25 protein-coding genes, 2 other RNA genes and 1 pseudogene are annotated in these 25,269 nt (G+C 29.7%); 20 read left to right on the forward strand and 8 right to left on the reverse strand.

All coding sequences use genetic code 11. The annotated features are described in order from the left end of the window. Positions 1 to 148: 148 nt before the first annotated feature. The gene (locus tag EG240_RS09155) at positions 149 to 709 is read left to right on the forward strand and encodes a pseudouridine synthase (RefSeq protein WP_125019095.1); all 561 of its coding nucleotides are present in this window, start codon (positions 149 to 151) and stop codon (positions 707 to 709) included. Position 710: 1 nt separating this feature from the next. After that, positions 711 to 1,724: a cation diffusion facilitator family transporter gene (locus EG240_RS09160; RefSeq protein ID WP_125019096.1), complete on the forward strand. Its 1,014-nt coding sequence runs from the start codon at positions 711 to 713 to the stop codon at positions 1,722 to 1,724. Here the strand turns inward: EG240_RS09160 and EG240_RS09165 are convergent. Together EG240_RS09165 and EG240_RS09170 are read right to left on the reverse strand one after the other, a co-directional pair. Then, positions 1,711 to 2,484: an ABC transporter ATP-binding protein gene (locus EG240_RS09165; RefSeq protein ID WP_125019097.1), complete on the reverse strand. Its 774-nt coding sequence runs from the start codon at positions 2,482 to 2,484 to the stop codon at positions 1,711 to 1,713. The genes EG240_RS09160 and EG240_RS09165 overlap by 14 nt on opposite strands. A gap of 8 nt (positions 2,485 to 2,492) precedes the next feature. Beyond that, a complete protein-coding gene (locus tag EG240_RS09170) occupies positions 2,493 to 3,695 on the reverse strand; it encodes an MDR family MFS transporter (protein WP_125019098.1) in 1,203 nt (400 codons plus the stop codon). Between the two features lie 128 nt (positions 3,696 to 3,823). Between EG240_RS09170 and EG240_RS09175 the strand changes: the two genes are divergently transcribed. The 4 genes from EG240_RS09175 to EG240_RS09190 all read left to right on the forward strand — a co-directional run bounded on the left by EG240_RS09175 (position 3,824) and on the right by EG240_RS09190 (position 8,695). Beyond that, positions 3,824 to 4,672 carry a transketolase gene (locus tag EG240_RS09175; RefSeq protein ID WP_125019099.1) on the forward strand — a complete coding sequence of 283 codons (849 nt, stop codon included), beginning with the start codon at positions 3,824 to 3,826 and terminating at the stop codon, positions 4,670 to 4,672. Positions 4,673 to 4,703: 31 nt separating this feature from the next. Beyond that, positions 4,704 to 6,143, forward strand: coding sequence for a hypothetical protein (locus EG240_RS09180; RefSeq protein WP_125019100.1), 1,440 nt, complete (start codon positions 4,704 to 4,706; stop codon positions 6,141 to 6,143). Positions 6,144 to 6,149: 6 nt separating this feature from the next. Continuing rightward, positions 6,150 to 7,103 carry a transketolase family protein gene (locus EG240_RS09185; protein ID WP_125019101.1) on the forward strand — a complete coding sequence of 318 codons (954 nt, stop codon included), beginning with the start codon at positions 6,150 to 6,152 and terminating at the stop codon, positions 7,101 to 7,103. A gap of 137 nt (positions 7,104 to 7,240) precedes the next feature. Beyond that, positions 7,241 to 8,695 (forward strand): hypothetical protein, encoded by a 1,455-nt coding sequence (locus tag EG240_RS09190; protein ID WP_125019102.1) that lies wholly within the window; start codon positions 7,241 to 7,243, stop codon positions 8,693 to 8,695. Between the two features lie 89 nt (positions 8,696 to 8,784). Here the strand turns inward: EG240_RS09190 and EG240_RS09195 are convergent, their stop codons facing one another. Next, positions 8,785 to 8,994: a hypothetical protein gene (locus EG240_RS09195; RefSeq protein ID WP_125019103.1), complete on the reverse strand. Its 210-nt coding sequence runs from the start codon at positions 8,992 to 8,994 to the stop codon at positions 8,785 to 8,787. A gap of 47 nt (positions 8,995 to 9,041) precedes the next feature. On the opposite strand from EG240_RS09195, the pseudogene EG240_RS16690 reads away from it, so the two are divergent. The 3 genes and pseudogenes from EG240_RS16690 to EG240_RS09210 all read left to right on the forward strand — a co-directional run. Then, a pseudogene (locus EG240_RS16690) lies at positions 9,042 to 9,227 on the forward strand (IS1595 family transposase); the annotation flags it as partial. Positions 9,228 to 9,723: 496 nt separating this feature from the next. Continuing rightward, a complete protein-coding gene (locus EG240_RS09205; RefSeq protein WP_125019104.1) occupies positions 9,724 to 9,903 on the forward strand; it encodes a histone H1 in 180 nt (59 codons plus the stop codon). 176 nt (positions 9,904 to 10,079) lie between these two features. Next, positions 10,080 to 10,937 (forward strand): alpha/beta hydrolase family protein, encoded by an 858-nt coding sequence (locus EG240_RS09210; RefSeq protein WP_125019105.1) that lies wholly within the window; start codon positions 10,080 to 10,082, stop codon positions 10,935 to 10,937. 3 nt (positions 10,938 to 10,940) lie between these two features. Here the strand turns inward: EG240_RS09210 and EG240_RS09215 are convergent, their stop codons facing one another. Beyond that, positions 10,941 to 11,669, reverse strand: a complete 729-nt coding sequence (locus tag EG240_RS09215; RefSeq protein WP_125019106.1) for a biotin--[acetyl-CoA-carboxylase] ligase — start codon at positions 11,667 to 11,669, stop codon at positions 10,941 to 10,943. A gap of 99 nt (positions 11,670 to 11,768) precedes the next feature. Here EG240_RS09215 and rsfS point away from each other — a divergent pair, with 99 nt between their 5' ends. From rsfS to EG240_RS09250, 7 genes are all read left to right on the forward strand, one after another. Beyond that, a complete protein-coding gene (rsfS, locus tag EG240_RS09220) occupies positions 11,769 to 12,146 on the forward strand; it encodes a ribosome silencing factor (RefSeq protein ID WP_125019107.1) in 378 nt (125 codons plus the stop codon). Between the two features lie 2 nt (positions 12,147 to 12,148). After that, complete coding sequence (gene ftsH, locus EG240_RS09225) at positions 12,149 to 14,065, forward strand: ATP-dependent zinc metalloprotease FtsH (RefSeq protein WP_125019108.1); 1,917 nt, start codon at positions 12,149 to 12,151, stop codon at positions 14,063 to 14,065. A gap of 112 nt (positions 14,066 to 14,177) precedes the next feature. Next, positions 14,178 to 14,786, forward strand: a complete 609-nt coding sequence (locus EG240_RS09230) for a lactate utilization protein B/C (protein WP_125019109.1) — start codon at positions 14,178 to 14,180, stop codon at positions 14,784 to 14,786. Position 14,787: 1 nt separating this feature from the next. Further along, positions 14,788 to 15,588, forward strand: a complete 801-nt coding sequence (locus EG240_RS09235) for a phosphatidate cytidylyltransferase (RefSeq protein WP_125019110.1) — start codon at positions 14,788 to 14,790, stop codon at positions 15,586 to 15,588. Further along, a complete protein-coding gene (locus tag EG240_RS09240) occupies positions 15,588 to 16,241 on the forward strand; it encodes a phosphatidylserine decarboxylase family protein (protein ID WP_125019111.1) in 654 nt (217 codons plus the stop codon). Before EG240_RS09235 ends, EG240_RS09240 begins: the two co-directional genes overlap by 1 nt. 18 nt (positions 16,242 to 16,259) lie before the next feature. Next, positions 16,260 to 16,517: an acyl-CoA-binding protein gene (locus EG240_RS09245; protein WP_125019112.1), complete on the forward strand. Its 258-nt coding sequence runs from the start codon at positions 16,260 to 16,262 to the stop codon at positions 16,515 to 16,517. Between the two features lie 20 nt (positions 16,518 to 16,537). Further along, on the forward strand, positions 16,538 to 17,281 hold the full coding sequence (locus EG240_RS09250; RefSeq protein ID WP_235830362.1) for a superoxide dismutase: 744 nt from the start codon (positions 16,538 to 16,540) through the stop codon (positions 17,279 to 17,281). Between the two features lie 67 nt (positions 17,282 to 17,348). On the opposite strand, the gene EG240_RS09255 is transcribed toward EG240_RS09250, so the two are convergent. After that, on the reverse strand, positions 17,349 to 17,615 hold the full coding sequence (locus EG240_RS09255; protein WP_125019113.1) for a hypothetical protein: 267 nt from the start codon (positions 17,613 to 17,615) through the stop codon (positions 17,349 to 17,351). Between the two features lie 69 nt (positions 17,616 to 17,684). Beyond that, the gene (gene ung, locus EG240_RS09260) at positions 17,685 to 18,350 is read right to left on the reverse strand and encodes a uracil-DNA glycosylase (protein WP_125019114.1); all 666 of its coding nucleotides are present in this window, start codon (positions 18,348 to 18,350) and stop codon (positions 17,685 to 17,687) included. Positions 18,351 to 18,441: 91 nt separating this feature from the next. Between ung and EG240_RS09265 the strand changes: the two genes are divergently transcribed. The 3 genes from EG240_RS09265 to pheT all read left to right on the forward strand — a co-directional run bounded on the left by EG240_RS09265 (position 18,442) and on the right by pheT (position 23,536). Then, the gene (locus tag EG240_RS09265) at positions 18,442 to 20,616 is read left to right on the forward strand and encodes an endonuclease MutS2 (RefSeq protein ID WP_125019115.1); all 2,175 of its coding nucleotides are present in this window, start codon (positions 18,442 to 18,444) and stop codon (positions 20,614 to 20,616) included. Between the two features lie 5 nt (positions 20,617 to 20,621). Next, positions 20,622 to 21,029: a thiol-disulfide oxidoreductase DCC family protein gene (locus tag EG240_RS09270; protein WP_125019116.1), complete on the forward strand. Its 408-nt coding sequence runs from the start codon at positions 20,622 to 20,624 to the stop codon at positions 21,027 to 21,029. Positions 21,030 to 21,100: 71 nt separating this feature from the next. Continuing rightward, positions 21,101 to 23,536: a phenylalanine--tRNA ligase subunit beta gene (gene pheT / locus EG240_RS09275; RefSeq protein WP_125019117.1), complete on the forward strand. Its 2,436-nt coding sequence runs from the start codon at positions 21,101 to 21,103 to the stop codon at positions 23,534 to 23,536. 110 nt (positions 23,537 to 23,646) lie between these two features. On the opposite strand, the gene ffs (EG240_RS09280) is transcribed toward pheT, so the two are convergent. After that, positions 23,647 to 23,744: signal recognition particle sRNA small type (gene ffs, locus EG240_RS09280), an RNA gene on the reverse strand. Between the two features lie 91 nt (positions 23,745 to 23,835). Continuing rightward, positions 23,836 to 23,933: signal recognition particle sRNA small type (gene ffs / locus EG240_RS09285), an RNA gene on the reverse strand. An 88-nt stretch (positions 23,934 to 24,021) separates the two neighbouring features. Between ffs (EG240_RS09285) and EG240_RS09290 the strand changes: the two genes are divergently transcribed. Beyond that, the gene (locus EG240_RS09290; protein ID WP_125019118.1) at positions 24,022 to 25,089 is read left to right on the forward strand and encodes a glutaminyl-peptide cyclotransferase; all 1,068 of its coding nucleotides are present in this window, start codon (positions 24,022 to 24,024) and stop codon (positions 25,087 to 25,089) included. The last annotated feature ends 180 nt before the right edge of the window (positions 25,090 to 25,269 follow it).

Here is a 25,269-nt window from a genome sequence, read left to right on the forward strand (position 1 = left end):
CTTAAATAATGTTTACAAAAATGTAGCTTAACTTATACTGAACTTTTTGTTTGCATATCCATTTAATCAAAATCATAAAGTAAAAGTATGGTTTTTAATCAAGATAAAACATCATACATTTTGTACCTTTGAAAAAATATATTGAATAATGCATCAACATTTTAAATTACATAAACCACACGGATATATTTCACAGTTTGTTTATGAATTAAAACGTAATAAGAAGAAATTAGGTGAACTTTTTCCTTTTCCTGAAGGGACAATGGCAATTGGTCGACTTGATGAAGATTCGGAAGGTTTATTGCTTCTAACAACGGATGGTTTGATGAGCGAAAAAATTAGAAGTTCACATTTTGAAAAAGAATATTATGCTCAAGTTGATGGAATTATTACAGATGAAGCAATTGAACAATTGAAAAATGGTGTTTTGATTGGTTTTAATGGAACAAAATACTTAACGAAAAATTGCAAAGCATTCAAATTAGAAGGTCAGCCAGAATGGTTGGGAGCTGGAAGACGAATTCGAGATGAAAGACACGGTCCAACTTCTTGGGTTTCGATTACTTTACGTGAAGGAAAATATCGTCAAGTTCGTAAAATGACTTCAGCAGTAGGATTTCCAACATTGAGATTGGTTCGCGTTCGAATCGGAGATTATTATTTACAAGGTTTACAACCAGGCGAGGTTGAAGAATTAAACGAATTATAAAATGATAAATGCACAAAATTTAGCAGCTAAAGAAAATTATCAGTTTCAAAAAATTGTTGCTGTTGTTGGTGTTTTGTTGTTTGTAATTAAATTTATTGCTTGGTATATAACCGATTCGGTTGCGGTTTTAACCGATGCTTTGGAAAGTGTTATTAACGTTGTTAGCGGATTCATTGGTTTATACAGTTTGTATTTGTCCTCACTTCCTAGAGACGAAAATCATCCGTACGGACACGGGAAAGTTGAATTTATTTCTGCCTCAATTGAAGGAACTTTGATAAGTGTTGCTGGAGTTGTTATTATTTATGAAGCGATTTTAAATTTGCAACATCCAAAATTTATTTCAAGTTTAGATTACGGAATTTATTTAATTGCTATAACTGCGATTGTCAATTATTTTGTTGGAATGATTGCGGTTAAAAAAGGTAAGAAAAACAATTCGTTAGCTTTAATTGCAAGTGGTAAACATTTACAATCAGACACGTATTCAACGGTTGGAATTATCATTGGTTTGATTGTGATGTATTTTACAGATTTGCCTTGGTTAGATAGCGCAGTTGCTTTACTTTTTGCTGGTTTTATCATCTTTACAGGTTATAAAATCTTGCGCGAAGCTGTTTCTGGGATTATGGATGAAACCGATGAAGTTCTGCTAAAAGAATTGGTTGTTTTTTTAAATAAAGTACGACGTCCTAATTGGATAGATTTACATAATTTACGAATCATTAAATACGGAAGTACGCTGCATATCGATTGCCATATGACTGTGCCTTGGTATTTTAATATCCAGGAAGGACACGCAGAAGTTGATGCTTTAGAAGATTTGGTTAAAGATCATTTTGGTGACCGTATCGAAGTTTTTGTTCATTTGGATAGTTGTAAGGAATATTCGTGTCAGATTTGTACAAAAACAGATTGTCCGCTTCGTAAACATAATTTCGAAAAACGTATCGAATTTACAATGGCCAATATTTCCAAAAATGAAAAACACAACAGAAATGTTATCTTAAAATAAATTGTTTTGTATTTCGGTCAAAACGTATCGAATCATCGTTAAAAAAATTATCAAAAATTCCCTGATTGATTAATTCATTTGGGGAATTGTGTTTAAAGATGTTTTCTTTCATCAAGATAATTTCATCGCTCAATTGAATGGCTAAATCTAAATCGTGAGTCGAAAATAAAACACATTTATTGGTTTCGTGTGCCAGTTTTTGTAAAAGTTTGAAAAGAGAAACTTTATGAAATAAATCTAAATGTGTCGAAGGTTCGTCTAAAATAATAAACGGGGTATCTTGAGCAATTGCTCGTGCAATCATTACTTTCTGAAATTGTCCATCGCTTAATTCGTAATATTTTCGACTTCTTAAATCATTAATTTGCGTTAATTGCATCGCATTATCGATTTTAATTTCATCTTCGGGTGATAATTTTCCTAACCAATTGGTATAAGGTTGACGTCCTAAAGCAATCAATTCGTAAACAGTTAATGAACTTGTTGGTAATTTTTCGGTTAAAACCAAGCTCAATACTTCTGCAAGTTCAGTAGCTGTATAATTGGATATTTTTTGATCATTTAAAAAAATCGAACCATCTAATGCAGGAATGATTCCTGAAATGGTTTTTAGAAAAGTAGATTTTCCTATTCCGTTGCTTCCAATTAACGAAATCAATTTTCCTGAATGTAAACTAATATTGATGTCAAAAGCAATAATTTTTGTAGAATGATTGCTTTGATATCCGATTTGTAAATCCGTTGTTTTTAAAACTTCCATACTCAAAATTACATCTTTTTCATAATCCAATAAAATCCTAAACAAGCAAAAAAGATTAAAGCACCGTTGGTTAACCAAAGTACATTGAATCCATAATTACTTGCAATTCGTGTTCCGACTAAAGGTGCAAAGACATTTGCGATTGAAAACGAAATTGCATTCAAAGCCATATACGAACCTCGATTTAAATGATTAGAACGATTAGCGGCAACCGTTGCTGTAAAAGGCATTACTAATATTTCGGAAATACAAAGTAAAAACATTGAAAAATAAAGCATTACAATATGTTGGGAAGGAATTAAAACCAAATAAGTCAATCCGCATAAAACGCTTCCGATTATTAATATTTTAGAAATGGTGTATTTATGTTCAATCCAATGTACAATAATCATTTCTAGAAGGAAAACAATAACTCCACTAAACGCAATTAATAAACCGATTTCTTGTTCACTTAATCCAACTTCATCTTTATAAAAAAGTGGTAATAAGTTTAAAATCTGAAAGAAACAAAAGGCATAAAACGCGACAAACACACTAAACCAAATGTATTTCACATCGGTATAAGCAGATTTTCGTTCCACAGGTTTATCTTCACGTAAATCACTTTGATTTTGTTTTGGATTTTCAATTCGATTTCTAAAATAAAAAAAGTAAACCAATCCCGCGCAAAAAATCATAATCGCATTGGTGTAAAACAACCAACTAAAGGAATAAGCTGCGATAAATCCACCAATCGCCGGACCAATAGAATATCCTAAATTTAATGCCATTCGATTTAATGAAAAAGCACGGGTTAAGTTTTCGGGTTTAGCAAAGTTATAAACCGATGCACTATTTGCTGGGCGAAGGATTTCGGTTATTGAAGACAATAAACCAATTCCCAAGCATAAAGACGAAAACGTAGTTAATTCAGGTAAATATAAATAAACTGGAATACAAGCAAATAAACTCAAAGTTTGAATTTTAAACGAACCAAATTTGTCCGTTAAAAATCCTCCGACTAAACCTCCAATTATTGAACCGATTCCGAAACAACTCAATACAATTCCGGCTCTATCAAGCGAAAATCCCAATTGACTAGTTAAATAAACACCTAAAAACGGAACCACCATTGCACCGCTTCGGTTAATAAACATAACCAAAGCCAAAATCCAAGTAGCGTTAGATAAACCTTTGTAAGCTTCTATGTAATTGTTCCAAAATTCTTTCATAAACCAATTTTTCAACACAAAGGTAAATAACCATTTGCAATAAAAACATTTTCAGTTTGATGAATATATTAAATTGTTAGTTTTTATAAAATAACTATCTTTGTTTTATAATTTATTTAAATTTCTAAATGAAACCTACAACACAACAATTAACAGATTTTACAACTCAAGTTAGAAGAGACATTTTAAGAATGGTTCACGCCGTAAATTCAGGTCACCCAGGTGGTTCTTTAGGATGTGCTGAGTTTTTAGTTGCACTTTATCAATCAGTTATGGAGCGCAAAGAAGGTTTTGAGATGGACGGAAAAGATGAGGATATTTTCTTCTTATCAAACGGACATATTTCTCCTGTTTTCTACAGTGTTTTGGCTCGCAGTGGTTATTTTCCAGTTAGCGAGTTAGCAACTTTCCGTAAAATCAATACACGTTTACAAGGACATCCAACTACACACGACCATTTACCAGGAGTTCGTATGGCATCAGGTTCTTTAGGACAAGGACTTTCTGTTGCGATTGGTGCAGCTCAAGCTAAGAAATTAAACAAAGACAACAAATTTGTGTTTGCTTTACTTGGTGATGGTGAGTTACAAGAAGGTCAAAATTGGGAAGCAATTATGTATGCATCAGCAAAAAAAGTTGATAATTTAATTGCTGCAATTGACTTAAACGGAAAACAAATCGATGGTTCAACGGATGAAGTTTTACCAATGGGAAGTTTAAAAGCTAAATTTGAAGCTTTTGGATGGAATGTTCTTGAAGTTAAAGAAGGTAATAATTTAGAAGCAATTATTGCAGGTTTAAACGAAGCAAAATCACTTTCAGGTAAAGAAAAGCCAACAGTTATTTTATTATATACAGAAATGGGTAATGGTGTTGATTTTATGATGCACACACACGCTTGGCACGGAAAAGCTCCTAATAACGAGCAATTAGAAAATGCTTTAGCACAAAACCCAGAAACTTTAGGAGATTATTAATTTCTTATCTTAACCAAAACCAACCCAACTTATGAAAAAAATCATTATTGTTTCAGCATTAGTTTTAGCCTTTAGTGGTTATGCCCAAAAAAAACAAATTGTTTTTGATAATGTTTTAGATTATAGCTATAAAAGTCCAAATAATGAAGAATCGAAATTGAAGATTAGTTATTATTTAGATCAATCGCGTAAATTTAATTTCATTCAATCAAATACATTTGTTTCTACTAATGATTTTGCATTTTTTAATAATGGTAGATATCTAAAAATAGATGCTTTAGGTTTTGATAGGTCTTTAATCGTTAACGATGCAATTGAATATACATTTCCTAAAATGAAAAGTATTGGAGATTTTTTTAAGTCCAATATCGTTCTTGAAAGTATGAACAAGAAAGGTAACTTCATGGGATTAGCTTGTGATTTTTATACGATTAAATCGGATGCTCCTGAAGAATCTAATTTAGCTACTGAAAATGTTTGTTTGTGTATTGATTCTGCGAATAAGGTTAAAAACCTAAAAGCATTATTGCCAAATGCAAATATGGATGGGTTGATCTTAGCTTACGGTCATGTTGATTATCCTGGTGAAGAAATTTCATTGAATGCGATTCGTAAAGTAGATATTGAAGTAGATTTTGATTTCAATGAAGAGTATAAAAAGCAAGAAACGGCCTATAATTTATATCTAAAAGAAAAAGAATTAGAAGAACATGCGTTTTCAACTATTGAAGAAAATGTTGTCACTACAGATAACGATCCATATTATGATAATTATTATAATGATCCACTTTGTAACAATTATGAATATTTTCAAGAATTAGAAGAAAACACCAAAAATTACGCATATAAATTTACAAATTTGGGGTGTGATTTATCTACTTTAGATTCTGATTATGACCGAAAACCAGATATGACACGAGAGCAAGCTATTCAAATAGCTATGAAACAAAGTGAAGTTATGGTGAAGCAAGGTCAAAAATCTAAAATCATAAGCAAAGATGAGGCTAAAAAGTTAAATAAAGCTTTTAATAAATTATATACCGATGCAACAGCTTATGTGCCAAAAACTTACGTAGAAGAAGCTATTCCTACAGAAACTTGGGCTACAGCAGAAGAAGTTGATTACGGATATAGAAGTTATAGTTCTGATTATAAATCAATGTACATTGATAATGTTTCTTTAGCTGCTGAAACGCAATTAGACAATTCAATTCAAAATTTGATGCCAAATTACTGTTTTGAGCTGAAACAAAATGTTCCTAATTTCCAAAACGAAAATTTAAAAAAACACGTATATAATTTAGTAGGTCAAATCTGCGATTTATATTTATACCAAAATGGAGGAAGTGTTGACTATTTTGGAACTATCGATTCGATGCGTAAAAGCTTATTAGAAATCGAAAATATGAGAGGTGAACTTTCGAAAAATGACACAAAACTTTTAAATGAATATTTAAATTCTTTAGACTAAAAGAAAATGAAAAAATATACAAATACAGGTAGTAAAGATACACGTTCTGGTTTCGGAGCTGGATTAACTGAATTAGGACAAAAAAATGAAAACGTAGTTGCACTTTGCGCAGATTTGATTGGCTCTTTAAAAATGGACGATTTCAAAAAGAATCATCCTGAGCGTTTCTTTCAAATCGGAATTGCAGAAGCAAATATGATTGGTATTGCTGCTGGTTTAACAATTGGAGGTAAAATTCCATTTACAGGAACTTTCGCAAACTTTTCAACAGGTCGTGTATATGACCAAATCCGTCAATCGGTTGCTTATTCAGAAAAAAATGTGAAAATTTGTGCTTCTCACGCTGGTTTAACTTTGGGAGAAGATGGAGCAACACATCAAATATTAGAAGATATCGGTTTGATGAAAATGCTACCAGGAATGACAGTTATTAATACTTGTGATTACAATCAAACAAAAGCAGCAACTTTAGCAATTGCTGATTACAACGGACCAGTTTATTTACGTTTTGGTCGTCCGGTTGTGCCTAATTTTATGCCTGCTGACGAACCTTTCGTAATCGGAAAAGCAATTGTTCTTAACGAAGGAACTGATGTAACTATTGTTGCAACGGGTCACTTGGTTTGGGAAGCTCTTGAAGCTGCTGAAGCTTTAGAAGCAAAAGGAATTTCTGCTGAGGTTATTAATATTCACACAATCAAACCTTTGGATGAAGAAGCGATTTTAAAATCGGTTGCTAAAACAGGTTGTATTGTAACTGCTGAAGAACATAATTTCTTAGGTGGATTAGGAGAATCTGTTTCTCGCGTTTTAGCTTTAAACAATCCGTTACCTCAAGAATTTGTTGCTGTTAACGATACTTTTGGTGAATCTGGAACTCCAGAAGAATTAATGGAAAAATACGGTTTAAATGCTAAATCTATTATTGAAAAAGCTGAAAAAGTTATTTCAAGAAAATAATTAAAATACATATTTTATAATAACTGTCTCAATTCTTTTGAGGCAGTTTTTTTTTGTTAAAATATTAAATATTTTTTGTATATTTAGACTGATATTCTGAAAGTTATGAATATCACCAACCACTAAACAACAGCTTCATGAAAGTAATATTAACCTATTTTTTATTTTTTTTTAGTAATTTAATATTCGCTCAAAACAACCAACTAACATTTGACAAACAATATGTTTATGGATTGATTAATGAAAAGGAACTAAATTCAGATTTCACAAATCTAAAAATAAATTTATATGTTGCTTCGTCCGAATCTATTGGGTTAGCAGATATATATTCTCCTTATTTAAAAACGGATTTATCACTTTTTAAGAAAGGAAAGATTTTAAAATTAAGTCAATTTGGTTTTGAAAACAATCAAATATCAGTTAGTAAAGAAGCGCATTTATTTAACCGAGTGAAAGTGGTCGACAGCTTGTTAAGTTCAAAAATAACATTTGAATCATTAAATAAAAAAGGTTCGTTTTTAGGATTCGCTTGTGATTATTACACATTAAAATCCGACATTTTTAATGATAATTTAATAATTACAAATGTCAATTGTGTTTGTATAGATACCACTAATAAAAATAAAAATGTAAAAATAATTTTTCCAAATTCCAATATTGATGGTCTGATTTTAGGATTTAGTTTTACAGAAAGTTTAGATAATATGATTGTTCTTAACGAAATTAAAAACATTGATATTAAAAATTCTTTTGATTTTGATTCTGAATATATTCTGGCTGAAAATAATTATAATGACTTTTTGAAACGAATAAGTGATGAAGAAAATCACGTTTTTGATTACGATAAAACTATTTTACCTCCGACAAGTAATTTCTACAATAATTATAATCTAGATCCGCTATGTAATTCTTATTTATATTTCAATGAATTAGATACAAAATTAAAAAATCTTGCAGAGCGCTTTACTACAATCGGATGTAGATTGTATTATGAAGATTTTTCTTTTGAAAATAAGGAGAGTGAATATAGTCGAGAACTGGTTATAGAACTTGCAAAATCGCAATCTAATGATTTATTAAAACAAGCTTTCAAATCTAAAGTTATAAATAAAACTGAACGAAAAAAACTAGCTAAAGCTTTCGAAAAGTTTTATAATGAAGCTAGTATATTTATTGAAAATCAGGATATAATAGAAGAAGTTACTAACGAAAGTACTTCTGACGATATTTGGAATGGTACTGGAGTTGAATCAGCTGAATATATTTCTGAATATAAATCTTTACAAGTTGATATAAATAATCTGGCAGCCGAATCCAAATTGAATGAAGATATAGAGCAATATATGCCAAATTATTGTAGCGACTTGAAAAATAAGGTTCCAAGTTTTCAAAACGACAACTTAAAAATACATGTTTATAATTTAGTAGGACAAATCTGCGATTTATATTTATACCAAAATGGTGGTAACGTCAACTATTTTCTCACAATTGATTCGATGCGTAAAAGCTTATTAGAAATTGAAAATATGAGAAGTCAACTTTCAAAAAAAGACACCAAACTTTTAAATGAATTTTTAAATTCTTTAGATTGATATTTATGAAACATTTTTTTATTTGGTTTTTTTACTTATAATCGCAAAAATGAATTGTATCAAACAAATAATTGAATTGTACAAAAAAATTAATTTTCATCGATATATCTTTCTTTAAAATTTCCAACAACAAATTCTCTTTTATAATGAGTTATTGTTCTTTGTCCAATCGCTAAAGTGTTGTCTTTTTCTTTTAGTTTATTATATATCTCTGACTCTGAAAGACTAGTGATATCTTCGAATATTTGATTCAAAACATTAAGCTGATCATCAGTTATTTTCCTAGCATTCTTCTGCACTCTATTTAGATTGTTTTTTAGACACTAAAAAAACCAAACGTTCATAATGTAAATGCGGATATAACACACATTTTGGGATCAAAAGTATTTGGCCTTAGGAATGTAAGCAATGTCGCTCTGGGACTTCATTACAAAGCGGAACTAATATGTGAAATTCAAACTTATCTTTTTTAGTTTGGTACAAAACGATGTTTTTAATGAGCTGTACTAGGAAAGGTTTTTCAACAAAAGATTCAGATACAATTTGTTTTAATTGTTCAATAATATCGTTAGTTAAATTTCCGTATGTTTTGATAATAAATAATACAAATTAATAAATGTTTTTAGCATAAAAAACATCCACTTTAAAAAATTTAAATTTAAACCAAAATTAAAAGACAAATATACATAAGCCACATAATTAAAGAAAATACAAAATATTACAATTATAAAATTCACTAAAACTATAAATAAAAAGAATTAAAAATCAAGACACAAAGCTTAATACACAATCCTATACTAGTAATTAAAATGATATCAATTTTAAAGTTTGAGTCTCTAAAAAAACTTTGAAAACATTTAATATAAAGTTCTTTCGAGCAATTGACACAAATCCCATATTAAGATCAAAATATATCGAGAAAATAAAACAACAAAAATCAATTTTTTTTAAATAAAATGGTTTTCAAAAATTATTATTTATATTTGTGAACCCCTTAAAAATAAGGACTTTTTAAAATAATAGTAAAAATGGAAAAATTAAATTTATTGACTGAATTACACAATCAGGCACACAAAGAAGCGGAATCATTTTATACTCAAGGAAATAAGGCTGCAGGAACTCGTTTAAGAAAAGTTATGTTAGACATCAAAAAATTAACTGACGAGGTTAGAAAAGATGTACAAGCTATAAAAAATGACGAGAAATAATATCATAAAGATGAAATCAAGTTTATTGATTTCATCTTTTTTTTAAATAATCTGTTATTTTAGTAGCGATAAAATTTCTTGCTGTAAAAAAAAATCAATAAAACGAAAAAAACATTTAAAACAGAATCGATATATTTTAAATCATTTAAATAAATTTGCAAAAACATTTTAAAACAATGACCAAGCTAAAAAAATCTCTAGAAACACCTAAATACATTAAGAGATCTGCAAAACTAATTTCTTTTTTTTCGGATAAATTAGCTGTTCAATTTGCAATGAAATTGTTTATCACACCGATTAAATTTCCTACACCAAATAGGGAACTTAATATGGAAAAAAAATCTAAAATTTTCCCGTTGGAACTTCCAAAAGCTAAGAAAGATTTTATGGTCTACGAAAATGGAAATGGTTCAAAAAAAGCTTTACTAATACATGGCTGGAATGGACGTGGAACTCAATTAGTTTCGATAGCAAAAGAATTAGTTGATTTAGATTATACGGTTGTAAGTTTTGATGCTCCGGGTCATGGAAAATCATCTAAAAACACAACAGTGATGACTGATTTTATAGAAGCTGCATTTGTTTTAGAACGTTACTATAAAGGATTTGATTTAATTATTGGGCATTCTTTAGGCGCGATGTCAACAATAAACGTTTTGGGACGCGGTTTCAAAGCTAAAAAAGCAATAACCATTGGAAGTGGCGACGAAATCATAAATATCATTAAAGATTTCGTCAAAACAATTGGTTTAAACGAAAAAATAGCACACAAACTTAAAGAAGCTTTTGAGGCAAAATACAATAAAAAAATTGAAAATTATACCGTTCACGAACAAATAAAAAAAATTGAAATACCTATTTTTATTATTCACGATAAAAACGATTTAGATGTACCATATTCTGCATCAGAAAACATTCATAGAAACGCCAAAAATTCAAAACTTTTACTTACAGAAAAATTAGGTCATAGAAAAATTTTAGGTGATTCAAAAGTGATTGCTGAAATAAAAGAATTTGTGAGTAAAAAAATATAAATTTTAATACAACATTTTTATTTCTTTTAGATTAAAATAAATTAACTCTCCAGCTTCATTTAAAACACCAAGTTGCCCCAATTGATTTACATCTTTTATCATTCCGGTAAATTTTAGACCTTCTTTGATTTCAAAAGTAACTGGGATATTTTTTTTAAATAAATTTTGATGATAATAATCCCACTCATGCTTTTTATTAGAATCTAAATTTAAAATTACATCTTTAAAAACTTCGACAATTTTTATCATTAAATCTTGTTTATCAACTATAATTCCATTTGCTTTTAGAATAGAACTTGCTTGAGGCAAACCATCAAAATTAGTCTGATTGACATTTATACCAATACCAATTATAGATTGAATTTCACCATTTGACTTTAAGCTATTTTCAATTAAAATACCACCAATTTTTTTATTACATGACATAATGTCGTTTGGCCATTTTACAAAAACATCCTTTAATCCAAAACTTAACAAAACTTTATGTATTGCATTCGCAATTGAAACGTTTACTGTAAAAATATCGTCAATAGACAAAAGCCCGTAACCTACCAAAACACTGAAGGTTAAATTAGTAGATGCTTCAACTTGCCAAACTGCACCCATTTGCCCCTTCCCTTTTGTTTGTACTTCAGCAACGACAATTGTAAAATCATTCAAAGTATTAGTAACTGCCAATTCTTTCAGATAATCATTGGTTGAAGGTATGGCATTGAGTTTGATTATATCCATTAAGAAAATATTAAATGTAGATTGAGACAAAATTAAGCTTAATTAACGTTTGATTTTAATAAATTTGCTTAAATTACTTTTGTTATTAAAGAAATATAAATGACTAGAAAAAATAACTACGACGAGCTTTTAGCTTTAATTATTGATGGCATTGAAAATGTAAAAGGAGAAAATATTACGATTATGGATTTGAGACATATCGATAGTAGATCAGCTGATTATTACATTATCTGCGATGGAAATTCAAACACTCAAGTTAATGCCATTGCAGGATCAATTCAAAGAACTGTTTCGAAACAAACTAGTGACAAACCTTGGCACGTTGAAGGAACAGAATTATCAAATTGGGTATTAATGGATTACGTAAACGTTGTAGTTCATATTTTTCAAAAAGAAACAAGAGAATTTTATAATTTAGAAGATTTATGGGGTGACGCAGAAATCACAACCATTAAAACAGACCAAACAATAAATTAAATATGTCGCAAATAAAATCAAATAAACCTCGTTACAACCCTTGGATGCTTTATGCGGTTATTATATTAATAATCATAGGAATTAGTTATACTTCAGGTGGTTCAGGAAATTCAAAACAAATTAGTTTATCTAAATTCTATAATTTACTAGATGAAAATAAAGTTGAAAAAGTGGTTTTCAACAAAAACACAGCCAAAATTTATTTAAATAAAGAAGCAGCTGAAAAAACTGACAATAAATCAGAAAACCTTCCGAATCTTTTTGGCAGAAAAAATGACAGCCCACAATACATTGTTGATGTTGCAAGTCCTGATTTATTTCAAAAGAAATTAGATGAAGCTCATTTATCAGGAAAACTAAAAGAATTTGGTTCTGAAGCAGAAAGTAATTGGGGAGAAATCTTAACGATGTTATTACCTGTTATTTTAATTATTGGTTTTTGGTTCTTTATGATGAGAAGAATGTCTGGCGGTGGTGCTGGCGGTGGCGGTGGTCAAATTTTTTCAATCGGAAAATCTAAAGCTAAATTATTCGATGAAAAAACAGACACACGCGTAACTTTCAAAGACGTTGCTGGATTAGAAGGAGCAAAAGAAGAAATTGAAGAAATTGTTGAATTCTTAAAAAATCCTGAAAAATATACATCTATCGGAGGTAAAATTCCAAAAGGAGCATTATTAGTTGGACCTCCAGGAACAGGAAAAACATTATTAGCAAAAGCTGTTGCTGGTGAAGCTAAAGTTCCATTCTTTTCTTTGTCAGGTTCAGATTTCGTTGAAATGTTTGTAGGTGTGGGAGCTTCTCGTGTTAGAGATTTATTCAAACAAGCAAAAGAAAAATCACCTGCTATCATCTTTATTGATGAAATTGACGCTATTGGTCGTGCACGTGGAAAAAGTAATATGTCAGGTTCAAATGATGAAAGAGAAAACACATTAAATCAGTTATTAACTGAGATGGATGGTTTTGGTACTAATACAAACGTAATTGTTTTAGCTGCAACCAACCGAGCTGAAATTTTAGATAAAGCTTTAATGCGTGCCGGACGTTTTGACAGACAAATTTATGTTGACCTTCCGGATGTTCGTGAACGTAAACAAATATTTGAAGTACATTTAAGAAGCATCAAAAAGGTTGATGATTTAGATGTTGATTTCTTAGCAAAACAAACTCCTGGATTCTCTGGAGCTGACATTGCAAATGTTTGTAACGAAGCTGCATTAACAGCTGCTCGTAAAAACAAAAAAATGGTTGACAAACAAGATTTCTTAGATGCTGTCGATCGTATTGTTGGAGGTTTAGAAAAGAAAAATAAAATCATTTCACCAGAAGAAAAATACGCAATCGCAATTCACGAAGCCGGTCACGCAACAGTTAGTTGGTTAACAGAACATGCAGCACCACTTATTAAAGTAACAATTGTTCCTCGTGGAATGAGTTTAGGAGCAGCTTGGTATTTACCAGAAGAAAGACAAATCGTTAGAACAGAACAAATGCTTGACGAAATGTGTGCTACAATGGGCGGAAGAGCTGCAGAAAGAGTGATTTTTGACAAGATTTCTACTGGAGCATTAAGCGATTTAGAAAAAGTAAACAAGCAAGCAAAAGCAATGGTAACTGTTTACGGTTTGAACGAAAAATTAGGAAATATCACTTATTATGATTCGTCAGGACAAAGTGAATACAATTTCTCTAAACCATATTCAGAAGACACTGCAAAGCTAATTGACAAAGAAGTTTCGGATTTAATCGAAGGTCAATATCAAAGAGCAATCGATATATTGACAGAGAATAAAGATAAATTAATTCAACTTGCCGATTTACTTTGCGAAAAAGAAGTTATCTTTAAAGAAGATTTAGAAACAATTTTCGGAAAAAGACCATTTTCTAAAGAAGAAATTATTGTAGAAACGGTTTAAAAACAACTACATACATATAGTTATAAAAAATCTTAGTTTAACATCTTGTTGAGCTAAGATTTTTTTTATCTTTGAATATTACAATATCTCCAATAATTGAAGATTACTTGACATGAATTTTTTTAAAAAGATAATAGGGAACTTTGTACCATCGATGAAAGAAGATAAGTCTTCCGAAAATAATGAGAGCAAATACTTTCCCGATCCTGAAATACCGGTTGATGAACTATTCACCTTTAAATTTAAAAATAATGGTGGGAAATTTATCTATTGTGAAAACGAAATAGAGTTACATGAAAATTTCATCAGTATATTACAAGAAAATGATTGGTTCGAAAAAGAAGCAATTACATACGAAAAAAACTTACAACCCTTTTTAATCGAAAATAGAATATTTTTTCAGAATATTGTAAATCCAATATTTTTTCTTTGTACTTGTGAAAGTTTAATTGCTGACGATGGATCCATTTTATTCTCATCCCATCAGTTTCTTCACCACAAATCGAATGAACTACCAAAAGACATTATTGTAATTGCTAAAACAAGTCAAATTACACGTTCTAAAAGTGATGGTTTAAGAGGTATTAAATACAGATATAGTTCTAATATTCCTTCGAATATAACAACCTTACAAAATTTTAAAGAAGTAGTAAACGATAATTTTTTACAGTACGGAATTGCTCCAAAAAATTTATATTTATTACTATTAGAAGATTTATAATATGTCTGAAACTTTAACGAGGTCAATTTCCGGAATTGTTTACATCGTATTATTAATCGGAGCAACTTTATATTCAAATTGGTCTTTTGATTTATTAATGCTTTTTTTTCTATTCGTTGGGATTTATGAATTTAGCAAACTCTATTCAACAAACCTAATTGGAAGTATTTTAATCGGAATATTTTTTACTTTTCCGTTAATAAATAATACAATTCTCTTTCAAAATTTGATTCCATATGTTCTTATTTTTGAAATTCCTTTTTTAATATTTTTAATATTTGATCTATTCAAAGGTGATTTCAAAATTTACAAGAATAAAGTTATAAAATACCTATTCTTACTTGGTTATGTAATTTTCCCTTTTTTGATTTTAACACAATTACCGTTAATTCATAAAAGTTACGAACCAAAAATTGTTATAGGAATGTTTATTTTAATCTGGAATAACGACACTTTTGCTTATATTTGTGGCAAATCTTTTGGAAAAAGAAAACTATTTGAAAAGATGTCACCTAAAAAAACAATTGAAGGTTTTATAGGTGGATTGATTTTCACTTTAATTGCGAGTTATATTTTAAGCATTTATTTCACCTTTTTTGATTTAAAAACTTGGCTTCTAACAGCAGTTTTGGTAAGTTCACTTGGTACAATTGGGGATTTAGTAGAATCCAAATTCAAAAGACAAGCAAATATTAAAGACAGCGGTTCTATCATGCCAGGACATGGAGGGATTTTAGACCGATTAGACAGCGTTATATTCGCAACACCATTTTTATTTTTAATTTATTTAATTCTGAAATAATGTTTCATAAAGAAGGAGCAAAAATTATATTAGCATCAGTTTTCATTACAGTTGTAATTATTCTTTTAACTGATTTTTTCATTCCGATTGATTGGTTAAAAAAAACAATTCAAGTTATAGCAGCAGCTTTTCTGATTATTGTCTTACAATTTTTTAGAAATCCAAAACGTAATGTCGATGATATCAAAGATCATACAATATTAGCACCTGTTGATGGAAAAGTTGTAGTAATCGAAGAAGTTTACGAACCTGAATATTTCAAAGACAAACGTTTAATGGTTTCAATTTTTATGTCTCCTGTAAACGTTCACGTTACACGATATGCATTAAACGGAATCATAAAATATAGTAAATATCATCCAGGGAAATATTTAGTTGCTTGGCATCCAAAAGCAAGTGAAGAAAACGAAAGAACAACTGTTGTAATTGACAATCCAGTTTTCGGTGAAGTAATGTATAGACAAATTGCAGGTGCATTAGCAAAACGAATTGTAAATTACGCAAAAGAAGGACATCGTGCAATTCAAGGTGAAGATGCAGGATTTATCAAATTTGGTTCAAGAGTAGATTTGTATTTACCAATCGGAACTAAAGTTAATGTTGTACTTAATCAAAAAGCAAAAGGAAACAAAACCGTTATCTCTTTTAAATAATCTTTTAATTTTAGATATATGGATATTGAAAAAGCTTTTGAAGAAGCGTATGAAAAGGCATCTAAAACAGAGAAAGAATTAGCGGTAGATATTAAATTATTAATTTACGCATTTTATAAACAAGCTACAGCTGGTAGTGTTCATCAATTTAATATTCCAAATAACGAAGACATTATTAGAGCTTTTAAATTTAATGCTTGGCAACAAATAAGTCATCTTTCGAAAGAAGAAGCGAAAATAAAGTACATCAATCTGATTAATTCAATCGATTTATGAAAACAAAACGTTTGATATTAATGTTTACAATTTCATCTATCCTTTTTTCTTGTGGAAAAAAAGAAGAATTATATGAAGTTGAAATCCCAGAAAGTGTTTATGCTACTGAAGAAGAAGTTGATAATTCTCCCACAAAAGTAGTTGCTAAAGACGGTTCTTTCAAAATGAAAGGTTTATCTTTTAATTATTCGGATTTAGAACCAAACTTAGATGCGCAAACTATAGAAACGCATTATTCAAAACATCATTTAGGATATTTAGAAAAACTAAATGAGTTAATTAAAGGAACTGATTTGGAAGAAAAATCTATTGAAGAAATTTTAACTTCATTGGATTCAGAAAAAAAAGCTTTGATTAACAATGCAGGTGGTTACTACAATCACAATTTGTATTGGGAGGTTTTGACTAAAGAAAAAGAAAAAACACCAACAGGAAAAATTGCTGAATTAATCAACCGTGATTTTGGTTCTTTTGAAGCGTTTAAAACGCAATTCAAAAAAGCAGGGCTTGATGTATTTGGTTCTGGTTGGGTTTGGTTAGTTCTTACAGAAAATCAAAATCTTAAAATAACTACAACGGTAAATCAAAACAATCCATTGATGTCATTTGAAACCGAAAAAGGTTATCCTTTGATGAATATTGATATGTGGGAACACGCATATTACTTAAAATACAAAAACAATAAAAGCGATTATATCGATAATTATTTTAAACGTATCGATTGGGATAAAGTAAATTATCGAATTGAGTTAAAATCAAACTAAAAAAATACCTTCAGAAAATTATAAATTCTGAAGGTGTTTTTTTTTTAAACTTAGTAATTAATAAAAACTATTTTTTCTTTACTAATGCAATTGCAGAGAATATCGTAATAACACCTCCAAAACCTAGTAGAAACATAGCCAAACTAGTACCTCCTACTTCATTTTGATTATTTGCAGCAATTAACTTAGCAGCTTCCTCTGCACTTGTTGCTGAAGTTGCAATTTCAAGATTTTCTTTATTTATAGCATCTCCATCAATTTGGAAATAAAAATAAGCTCCAGCAACCAAACATATGATTCCTACAAGCAACAACAATCCTGGATTTTTTTTCATATTTTCAATTTTTTAATAAATATAAATAAAAAAATTGATTTTTTAACAATTTAAATAAGTTTTTAAGAATTACCAATCAATAGGTTTACGTTTATTTTTCTTTAAATATTTATTTGCTTTACTGAAGTGCTTGTTCTCAAACCAATGTCCGCGATTTGCACTTAATGGTGAAGGATGTCCAGTTTCTAAAACCAAATGTTTTTCAGAATCAATTAAACTCATTTTTTTACGAGCAAAACTTCCCCAAAGCATAAAAACAATATGATCATAATCTTCTGATATTTTTCGAATCACTTCGTCTGTAAAAGTCTCCCAACCTTGTTTTTGATGACTTCCTGCTTTAGATTCTTCAACTGTTAATGTCGCATTTAATAGTAAAACACCTTGCTCCGCCCAACGTTCTAAATTACCAGAAATTGGTAACGGTAAATCTAAATCGGACTCGATTTCTTTAAAAATATTAATTAATGAAGGCGGAAATTTAACACCATCAAAAACAGAAAAAGCCAATCCATTTGCTTGAGCAAAACCGTGATATGGATCTTGACCTAAAATTACCACTTTTACATCTTCGGGTTTACAATATTCAAAAGCAGAAAAAATCATTTCTTTTGGCGGAAAACATTTTGCATTTTGATAAGCATCAAAAACAAATTTATCTAATTTTTCAAAATTTTCATTTTGTTTTTCAGTATCTAAAACAAATTGCCAAGCATCAGGAATCTTTAAAAACATAACTAAAATATTATCTTAGCAAGATACAATTTATCTATAATTCTCTCATAAATAAATAGTATTTTTGTACTTATTCGATTTAAAATTAAGTATGAAATCTATTCATCATAAAACCTTACAAGATTTAGAATTTTTAACTGTATTAGAAACCATTTCAAATTATTGTACAACCGAAATGGGAAAAGAACTAGCTCTTGAGATTGAACCTTTTCCAAATCAGGAAATACTAGAATATAAGCTTTCTCAAACTTCAGAATATAATTCGAGTTTCACAAATAACAATGCAATTCCAAATCATTATTTTGATGCAATTTCGCACGAATTAAAGTTTCTTAAAATTGAAGATAGTTATTTAGATGCAAGCAGTTTCAAAAAAATTGCAACATTGGTTACAACAGCCAATGAATTGATTTTATATCTAAAAAAGTTTGAAGATTATTATCCTAAATTAAATCAAAGAAGTAGTGAATTAGAAGTAAACAAAATCATTCTTCAGAAAATTGAACAAGTTTTAGATAAATACGGTGAAATAAAAGATAATGCTTCAGTTAATTTACAAAGCATTAGACAAACCATAAATGTAGTTCGTGGAAAAATAAATCAAAGTTTCGGAGTTGCTTTACAGCAATATAATAGCTTAGGATATTTAGATGATATCAAAGAAACTATCGTTGATAATCGTCGTGTTCTTGCGGTTTTAGCAATGTATCGTAGAAAAGTCAAAGGTTCAGTTTTAGGACAATCTAAAACGGGAAGTATCGTTTATATGGAACCTGAAACAACTTTTAGATTCACGCGCGAACTTTCTAATTTAGAATTTGAAGAACGCGAAGAGATAATGCGAATTTTAAAAAATCTTACGAATGATGTTCGAATCTTCGTTAATGAATTAGAAGATTTTCAAGAATTTTTAGCAGAAATAGATGTCATTTCAGGTAAAGCAAAATATGCAACTCGAATAAACGGGATTCTTCCGAAAATAAACAACGACAAACGTTTGTATTTCCGTGAAGCCTTCCACCCTATTTTATACCTTAATAATAAAGCAAAGAAAAAAATTACTTATCCACAAACGATTGAACTTACCAATGAAAATCGAATTATTGTAATTTCAGGTCCAAATGCAGGAGGAAAAAGTATTACTTTAAAAACCATTGGTTTACTACAATTGATGTTGCAATCAGGAATTTTAATTCCTGTTCACGAACGTAGTGAAACCTTCTTTTTTGATAGAATTTTAACCGATATTGGAGATAACCAATCAATCGAGAATCACTTAAGTACCTACAGTTACCGTCTAAAAAATATGAATTACTTTTTAAAGAAAGCAAATCATAAAACGCTTTTTTTAATTGATGAATTTGGTACAGGTTCAGACCCTGAATTAGGAGGTGCTTTGGCAGAAGTTTTTCTAGAAGAGTTATACGATCGCGAATCATTTGGGATTATTACCACGCATTATAGCAATTTAAAAATGTTAGCGAACGAATTGCCAAATGCGACAAATGCGAGTATGCTTTTCGATGAAAAATCATTAGAACCAATGTATAAATTGAGTTTAGGTCAAGCAGGTAGTTCGTTTACTTTTGAAGTAGCTCAGAAAAATGGAATTCCATATGGATTAATTAATCGTGCTAAAAAGAAAATTGAAACAGACAAAGTTCGTTTTGACAAAACCATTGCTAATCTTCAAAAAGAACGTTCTAAATTAGAAAAAACATCTCAAACATTAAAAGAAGAAGAAATAAGAGCGCGAGAAGAAAGTAAAAAATTAGAATCGACAAATACTAAAATTCAAGATAAATTAGAACGTTATCAAGAATTGTACGATGCCAATCAGCGACTGATTTATTTAGGTCAACGATTAGATGATTTGTCTGAAAAATATTTTAATAATAAAGATAAGAAAACACTTATAGGTGAAGTTTTAAAAACGGTTGAAATAGAGAATTCAAAACGCAAAAAAGTAACCGTAAAGGAAAAGAAAGCCAAAGAAGTAATTGAAAAAGAAATTTTAAAAGAAGTAGAAGTTAAAGTTGAGCAAATTCGTGTTGAAAAGAAAGAGAAAAAGGCTAAATTAGCCATTGAAGAAAAAGCGAATAAATCAAACTTTATTTTAAAAATTGGCGACCGAGTACGAATGATTGATGGAAAAGCAGTTGGAACAATCGACCAAATAGAAAAAAATAAGGCAACGGTTAATTACGGAATTTTTACTTCAAAAGTAGCTTTAGAAGAACTAGAAATGGTTGAACGAAAAAAGTAAAAAAAATGGAATTCCCAAAAGAAAAACAAATTATACTATTTGATGGAGTTTGCAATTATTGTAACGATATTGTAAATAAAATTATAGAATCTGACAACAAAGATTTATTTCGATTTGTTGCACTTCAATCTGAAAAAGGACAAGAAATTATCAAGTACATTGGAATTAATCCAAATATAGATAGCATTGTACTTTATCAACCTGGGTTTGCCTATTATGTAAAAAGTGAGGCGATTTTTAAAATTGCACGACAGTTAAATTCTGGCTTTACATTAATTAAGTTACTAAGCATATTACCAAGTAGTTTAGCTGATTTAGGATATAATTATTTTGCTAAAAACAGATACAATTGGTATGGTAAAAAAGAAGCTTGTATGATTCCTACTCCAGAAATAAAAGCGAAATTTTTATAAAAATAAAACCACTAATTAATTTCTATTAAAATATGGCAATGCGTATATTTGCCTTTTAAAAAAACAAACTGATGCAAATTTCATATAACTGGTTAAAACAATTCATCAAATTAGAAACTCCTATCGAAGAAACGGCTGCTTTATTAACTGATTTAGGTTTAGAAGTAGAAGGAATTTATCCTTACGAAAGTTTAAAAGGTGGTTTAAAAGGTGTGGTTGTTGGACACGTTATTTCGTGCGAACAACATCCGAATGCAGACAAATTAAAAATTACCAAAGTTGATTTAGGAAATGGTGAAGCTCCAGTTCAAATCGTTTGTGGTGCTGCAAATGTAGCTGCTGGTCAAAAAGTAGTAGTTGCAACAATTGGCACAACACTTTACGATAAAGACGGAGAATCGTTCCAAATTAAAAAAGGAAAGATTCGTGGCGAAGAAAGTTTTGGTATGATTTGCGCTGAAGATGAACTTGGTTTAGGAGAATCTCACGACGGAATTATGGTTTTAAGTGATGCTTTAAAACCTGGAACACCAGCTGCAGAAGTTTTTGAAATTACAACAGATGATGTTTTAGAAATTGGTTTAACACCAAATCGTGCTGATGCAATGAGCCATTTAGGTGTTGCACGTGATTTACGTGCAGGGATGTTACAAAACAATCCAAACCAACATATTTCTGAAATTCTTACTCCATCTGTTACAAAATTTAAAGTCGAAAAACGTACATTAAAATACGATATCGACGTTGCTGACAGCAAACAAACTCCACGTTATGCTGGAGTTACCATTTCTGACGTAGAAGTAAAATCTTCTCCAGATTGGTTACAAAATCGATTAAAAGCAATTGGAATCACTCCAAAAAATAATATCGTTGACGCTACAAATTACGTTTTACACGAATTAGGTCAACCTCTTCACGCTTTTGATTCGGCAAGAATTAAAGGAAATAAAATCTATGTTAAAAACGTACCAACTGGAACTAAATTTGAAACTTTAGATGGAATCGTTCGTGAATTACACGAAGAGGATATTGTTATATGTGATGATAAAAGTCCGTTATGTATTGCAGGAGTTTTAGGAGGAAGTTATTCAGGAGTTTCGGCAACAACAACTTCTATCTTCTTAGAAAGTGCTTATTTTAATCCTGTTTCTGTACGTAAAACTGCGAAAAGACACGGAATCAGTACAGATGCATCTTTCCGTTTTGAAAGAGGAATCGACCCAAACATTACGGTTTATGCATTAAAACGAGCTGCTCTTTTAATTATGGAAATCGCAGGTGGTGAAATAACATCGGATATTGTTGATATTTACAATAAAAAAGTTGAGGATTTCAATGTATTCTTAAACTTCAATAATGTAAATAGAATTTTAGGTGAAGAAATATCTAAAGAAACCATCAAAAAAATCTTAGTTTCATTAGACATCAAAGTTAATAGCATTTCTGATTTAGGTTTAGGTTTAACTGTTCCTTCATACCGAGTTGATGTACAACGTGAAATTGATGTGATTGAAGAAATTTTACGCGTTTATGGTTTTAATAATATCAAAACGGGTTCAAAATTAAACGCTACTATTTCAAATAGTTCAAGAACTGAAGATTATAAAGTTCAGAATATCATAGCAAACCAATTAGTAAGTCAAGGTTTTAATGAAATTATGGCAAATTCATTAACTACGCCTACCTACTCTACTTTGGTAAACGAATTAAATGAAAATAATCAAGTAAAAATTTTAAATCCTTTAAGTAATGATTTGTCAATTATGAGACAAACCTTATTATTTGGTGGTTTAGAATCGATATCATTCAATATCAATAGAAAAAACACCGATTTAAAATATTTTGAATTCGGAAAAACCTACGCTAAAACTTTAGTTGGTTACGAAGAAAACAAACATATGACGTTATTTGCAACTGGAAATATTACACAATCAAACTGGAATATTAAAGTTCAACCGATGGATTTCTTCACTTTTAAAGGATATATTGAAGTTGCTTTAGAACGTTTAGGAATTAACAAATACAATGCAAAACCAACCGAAAGTGATATTTTCGCTGAAGGAATGTCATATTTTGTTGGAGATAGAAAGATTTTAGATTTTGGTTTAGTTAAAAAATCAATTGCAAAACATTTTGATATCAAACAAGATGTTTTCTATGCCGATTTTAAATGGGATAATGTATTGACTTTAATTTCTGCTAAAATCAAATTTACAGAAATCAATAAATTCCCAGTAGTTAAACGTGATTTAGCACTTTTAATAAACTCTGAAGTTGCTTTCAATCAGATTTATCAAACAGTAAAATTAGTTGATAAAAACATCATTACAGATATTTCGTTATTTGATGTCTATGAAGGAGATAAACTTCCTGAAGGAAAAAAATCATACGCAATTAGTATCAAACTTCAAGATGCAAATAAAACTTTAACTGATACTCAAATCGAGAAAATTATGTCAAAAGTTCAATCACAATTAGCAACAGAAGTTGGTGCAGAATTAAGATAAAAACAAAAAAATCAGCTTTTCAAGCTGATTTTTTTGTTTCAGTATTCCTAGTTTTGCTATAAACAAAAAGAGCCTTTAGATTAACTAAAAGCTCTTTTGTAATTTCTTAAAAAAGCAAGCGACCTACATCGCACCGCTACAACCAAATACCTTTGCTGCGTTCCCGCCCTGGAGGAGTCATTAGGAGCTGGTCGTGTAGGACTTGCTTCTGCAAATATACAACAAATCCAGTAACTTCAAAGGATTTCAAACAAAAAAACTCTACTTTTTTAAGTAGAGTTTTCTGTATTATTTTAAAAAATGGCAAGCGACCTACATCGCACCGCTACAACCGAATACCTTTGCTGCGTTCCCACCCTGGAGGAGTCATCAGGAGCTGGTCGTGTAGGACTTGCCGCTGCAAATATACAAACATTTTATATTTTCACAAGTACTTTGTAAATAAAAAAATCTATTGTATTATTGTAGTATATAAAAAAAACGAAATGAAAAAACATAACATTTTAGCATTGTTTACTTTAGGTCTAATATTTACAGCTTGTAATGATGACAAAAAAAATACTTTCTCTATTAATTCTAGTACGTTAAAACAGACTTATCATACAAATGAAACACTTCCGCTTGAAATTGATAATCCAAATAACACAGTGATAGATTCAGTTGTATATTTTTCTAACGACTTAAAAATTGGCTCTACAAAAGGTAAATTACCATTTAATTATTCGTTATCTAAAGAAAAATTTGGAACAAAAACAATTAAAGCTATTGTTTATTCACAAGGTCAAGAATCAGAAAGTACAATAAAAGTTAACATATACTCTAATGTTGCTCCTCAAATTTTATCGTATACAGTTCTAAACACATATCCTCACGATATTAAAGCATATACACAAGGTTTAGAATTTTACGGTGATATTTTAATTGAAAGTACTGGAAATGGTGAAGGAGTTGGAACCAGAAAGAAAGGTAAATCGAGTGTAAGAAAAGTAAATCCTCAAACAGGTGAAGTTTTAAAAATCAACGAACTTCCTGATTCAATTTTTGGTGAAGGTGCAACTATTCTTAACAATAAATTATTTCAACTTACTTATCTAAATAACGAAGCTTATGTTTATAATTTAGAAACTTTAGAAAAAGAACAAACAATTCCGTATTTCAAAAAAATGGAAGGTTGGGGTTTAACAAACGATGGTACAAATTTATATATGACTGATGGTTCAGATAGAATTTATATTGTAAATCCTGAAACCTTTGAAATGATTGATTACATTGTTGTATCCACTCCAAACGGAACAGTTCCTTCAATAAACGAATTAGAATGGGTTAATGGTAAGATTTTTGCTAATTTTTATGGTCAAGAAGCTATTGCTGTGATTAATCCAACAAACGGAATTATTGAAGCCGTAATTGATTTAAGTACTCTTAGAAACAATGTTACAAAACACGCTGACCTTGATGTTTTAAACGGAATAGCTTACAACAAAAAAACAGACACTTATTTTGTTACTGGTAAAAACTGGGATAAAATGTTTGAAATTAAAATTAATAAATAGTAAAAAGTCTTTTTTAAACATGTCCCAAAAAGACATACACTTTTTTGGGGCATGTTTATAAATATAAAAAGGAAAAAAAATTCAGTGTAACACATTTTTAGATTTAGTAATTAATCAAGAAAGCTACTAATGTTTATTTAGTAATTATATTTATTGCCTTGAGATGAATTACTATATTGT

Origin of the sequence: Paenimyroides tangerinum, from assembly GCF_003865405.1 — a bacterium.
Taxonomy (GTDB): domain Bacteria; phylum Bacteroidota; class Bacteroidia; order Flavobacteriales; family Flavobacteriaceae; genus Flavobacterium; species Flavobacterium tangerinum.

Coding starts and splice junctions, on each gene's coding strand:
- EG240_RS09250 (WP_235830362.1), top strand. CDS start 16,538: ATGTTTACAATTTCATCTATCCTTTTTTCTTGTGGAAAAAAAGAAGAA.
- EG240_RS09255 (WP_125019113.1), bottom strand. CDS start 17,615: ATGAAAAAAAATCCAGGATTGTTGTTGCTTGTAGGAATCATATGTTTG.
- rsfS (WP_125019107.1), top strand. CDS start 11,769: ATGACTAGAAAAAATAACTACGACGAGCTTTTAGCTTTAATTATTGAT.
- EG240_RS09230 (WP_125019109.1), top strand. CDS start 14,178: ATGAATTTTTTTAAAAAGATAATAGGGAACTTTGTACCATCGATGAAA.
- EG240_RS09160 (WP_125019096.1), top strand. CDS start 711: ATGATAAATGCACAAAATTTAGCAGCTAAAGAAAATTATCAGTTTCAA.
- ung (WP_125019114.1), bottom strand. CDS start 18,350: ATGTTTTTAAAGATTCCTGATGCTTGGCAATTTGTTTTAGATACTGAA.
- EG240_RS09290 (WP_125019118.1), top strand. CDS start 24,022: ATGAAAAAACATAACATTTTAGCATTGTTTACTTTAGGTCTAATATTT.
- EG240_RS09180 (WP_125019100.1), top strand. CDS start 4,704: ATGAAAAAAATCATTATTGTTTCAGCATTAGTTTTAGCCTTTAGTGGT.
- EG240_RS09170 (WP_125019098.1), bottom strand. CDS start 3,695: ATGAAAGAATTTTGGAACAATTACATAGAAGCTTACAAAGGTTTATCT.
- EG240_RS09240 (WP_125019111.1), top strand. CDS start 15,588: ATGTTTCATAAAGAAGGAGCAAAAATTATATTAGCATCAGTTTTCATT.
- EG240_RS09190 (WP_125019102.1), top strand. CDS start 7,241: ATGAAAGTAATATTAACCTATTTTTTATTTTTTTTTAGTAATTTAATA.
- EG240_RS09265 (WP_125019115.1), top strand. CDS start 18,442: ATGAAATCTATTCATCATAAAACCTTACAAGATTTAGAATTTTTAACT.
- EG240_RS09210 (WP_125019105.1), top strand. CDS start 10,080: ATGACCAAGCTAAAAAAATCTCTAGAAACACCTAAATACATTAAGAGA.
- EG240_RS09165 (WP_125019097.1), bottom strand. CDS start 2,484: ATGGAAGTTTTAAAAACAACGGATTTACAAATCGGATATCAAAGCAAT.
- EG240_RS09215 (WP_125019106.1), bottom strand. CDS start 11,669: ATGGATATAATCAAACTCAATGCCATACCTTCAACCAATGATTATCTG.
- EG240_RS09270 (WP_125019116.1), top strand. CDS start 20,622: ATGGAATTCCCAAAAGAAAAACAAATTATACTATTTGATGGAGTTTGC.
- EG240_RS09205 (WP_125019104.1), top strand. CDS start 9,724: ATGGAAAAATTAAATTTATTGACTGAATTACACAATCAGGCACACAAA.
- EG240_RS09155 (WP_125019095.1), top strand. CDS start 149: ATGCATCAACATTTTAAATTACATAAACCACACGGATATATTTCACAG.
- pheT (WP_125019117.1), top strand. CDS start 21,101: ATGCAAATTTCATATAACTGGTTAAAACAATTCATCAAATTAGAAACT.
- EG240_RS09175 (WP_125019099.1), top strand. CDS start 3,824: ATGAAACCTACAACACAACAATTAACAGATTTTACAACTCAAGTTAGA.
- ftsH (WP_125019108.1), top strand. CDS start 12,149: ATGTCGCAAATAAAATCAAATAAACCTCGTTACAACCCTTGGATGCTT.
- EG240_RS09235 (WP_125019110.1), top strand. CDS start 14,788: ATGTCTGAAACTTTAACGAGGTCAATTTCCGGAATTGTTTACATCGTA.
- EG240_RS09245 (WP_125019112.1), top strand. CDS start 16,260: ATGGATATTGAAAAAGCTTTTGAAGAAGCGTATGAAAAGGCATCTAAA.
- EG240_RS09185 (WP_125019101.1), top strand. CDS start 6,150: ATGAAAAAATATACAAATACAGGTAGTAAAGATACACGTTCTGGTTTC.